Consider the following 2,410-nt stretch of genomic DNA (forward strand, 5'->3'; position numbering starts at 1 on the left):
CCGAAGCCGAATCATTCAGCCAACGACCCAGACGGGCTATTATGACACATCCTCTTTTCTATTTCATTGAAACATATTTGCATTCAGTCTCTTCGGAAGATATCGCGCGTATAGACTTTTTCAGCCACGTCATCCAAACACGGATCATACCTGTTGGCAAGAATAGATCTTGACATTTCTTTGAATCTGGCGAGATCATTCACCACAAGACTTCCGAAGAATGTCGAACCGTCTTCAAGCGAGGGTTCATATATCACGACCGTAGCCCCTTTTGCCTTTATACGCTTCATCACACCCTGGATAGATGACTGGCGGAAATTATCTGAATTTGATTTCATCGTCAGACGATACACTCCTATCACACACGGCACTTCCGAAGCAGTGCCATATATGTTGGAAGTGGTATAATCATAATATCCCGCCATGCGCAACACCTGGTCTGCGATAAAATCCTTCCTTGTACGGTTACTCTCCACTATGGCTGTCATCATGTTCTGAGGCACTTCTGCGTAATTGGCAAGCAGCTGCTTCGTATCTTTGGGCAGACAATAACCGCCATATCCGAACGATGGATTATTATAGTGCGTGCCGATACGCGGATCAAGTCCGACACCTTTGATTATCGACTGGGAATCAAGACCCTTTACCTCTGCATACGTATCAAGCTCGTTGAAGTAGCTTACCCGCAAAGCAAGATAGGTATTGGCAAACAGTTTGACGGCTTCAGCCTCTTTAAGTCCCATATACAGCACATCTATATCCGGCTTCAAGGCTCCCTGCTGCAAAAGAGAGGCAAAAACTTTAGCGCTCTTCTCCAGATATGGTAAATCCGCAATTGCCTCGATTGCGGCGTTTTCTTCCGCGAAACGACTGTCTCCAATCAGTTTAGGAACACCAGCCACAATCCGCGACGGATAAAGATTATCATATAGTGCCTTTGACTCCCTTAGAAATTCCGGGAAGAACAGCAGATTCAGTCTCTTAACACCTTTTGCCGCATATCTTGCATACAGCGACCTGCAATATCCTACAGGAATTGTTGATTTGATCACCATCACAGCGTCAGGATTCACACTTGACACAAGGTCGATAACATCCTCTATGTGATGTGTGTCAAAGCAATTGGTGTGAGGATCATAATTGGTCGGCGCAGCGATGACCACAAACTCGGCATTGCGATATGCGGCAGCTCCGTCAAGTGTGGCTCTGAGATCAAGGTCTTTTTCGGCAAAGAATCTGTCGATATAATCATCCTGAATAGGCGCGATGCGCTTGTTTATCTTATCCACCTTCTCCTCAATCACATCCACAGCTGTTACCCGGTTGTGCTGAGCGAGAAGCGTGGCGATGCTGAGACCGACATAGCCGGTCCCCGCAACCGCGATATTGTATTTTCTTATTTCTTCCATCTATTATATGCCGGGCAATCTTTGCCCGACCGCAAATATACGAAGAAATGATGTTAAAAACAAAAAACGCCGGATTTGAACTCCACTTTGAACTCTGCTGAACGCCTGCAGCATGTCAGACAATATTGTCTTTATGCCGCGATTCCTCTCGCTCTGAATCCGTAGAGACAAAGGGATGCGAAGACGGTCGTGGCAACGGGATGTCTGGAGTCGAGATTTTCATCCTTACTTTTGTCCACGCCATGTTCGGTACGAGTCGCCAAAGACCGACTACTATATTCCATCGCCAGTCTACAACCGCCACTCTCGGATGTTGCACGATAGCCTTTATGATCTGCGGCACTGCATAATCGAGATCCATCTCCATCGGATATTTCAGTCCCGGTCTAAGCAACGGAGTGCGTATCCATCCGGGTCTGATATCTGTGAATGACACCTTGGCGCCCTCTTCATTTGCAAGCTGCTCAAGAGCCACCATGTATGCCTGCGCCCCTTTCTTTGATGAAGAATAAGCAGACAGTCTGCCGATGCCGTTTGTCCCGGCAACGCTTGTCACTGCCGCGATACGACCCGATATGCCGTTGTCCCGGAAATAACGGTATGCTGTGCTTAACATTCTTGCGAATCCTCCAAGATTCGTTGCTATTATATTCACTTCGCGCTGAGGGTCAAGCTCAAGATTCTCATATCCTATTCCCGCCACATGGAAGTAAATGTCCATTCCTCCGAGTTTCTCGATCAGTTTTCCAAGGAGTTCCGGAGCGTTGATATGTGTGACATCGATAGATTCATATTCTATCATATCCGGATATTGTTTCTTAAGTTCGCGCATCGATTCCGTATGACGCGCAGCCATGCCTACTTTCACACCTCTTGACGCAAACGCCTCGGCAACCCTGAGTCCGATTCCGGAAGAAGCACCCATGATTACNATTCTTTTCATAATTAACATCACTGGCGTCTCTTAAAATCTGTTAATGCGAAATTGTTAAACTCTGTAT

Annotated in this window: 2 protein-coding genes; both read right to left on the reverse strand. The window is 46.7% G+C overall.

Annotated elements, in window-relative coordinates; genetic code table 11:
* Positions 1-83: 83 nt before the first annotated feature.
* Positions 84-1,409, reverse strand: coding sequence for a nucleotide sugar dehydrogenase (locus JX312_RS12295; protein ID WP_123404756.1), 1,326 nt, complete (start codon positions 1,407-1,409; stop codon positions 84-86).
* Positions 1,410-1,524: 115 nt separating this feature from the next.
* The gene (locus tag JX312_RS12300) at positions 1,525-2,352 is read right to left on the reverse strand and encodes an SDR family oxidoreductase (protein WP_204458183.1); all 828 of its coding nucleotides are present in this window, start codon (positions 2,350-2,352) and stop codon (positions 1,525-1,527) included.
* Positions 2,353-2,410 lie beyond the last annotated feature (58 nt).

The organism is Barnesiella sp. CU968 (genome assembly GCF_905219685.1).
GTDB lineage: Bacteria > Bacteroidota > Bacteroidia > Bacteroidales > Muribaculaceae > Lepagella > Lepagella muris_A.

Bases quoted from the DNA above. Each gene is read 5' to 3' on its own strand.
- JX312_RS12295 (WP_123404756.1), bottom strand. From the start codon at position 1,409: ATGGAAGAAATAAGAAAATACAATATCGCGGTTGCGGGGACCGGCTAT.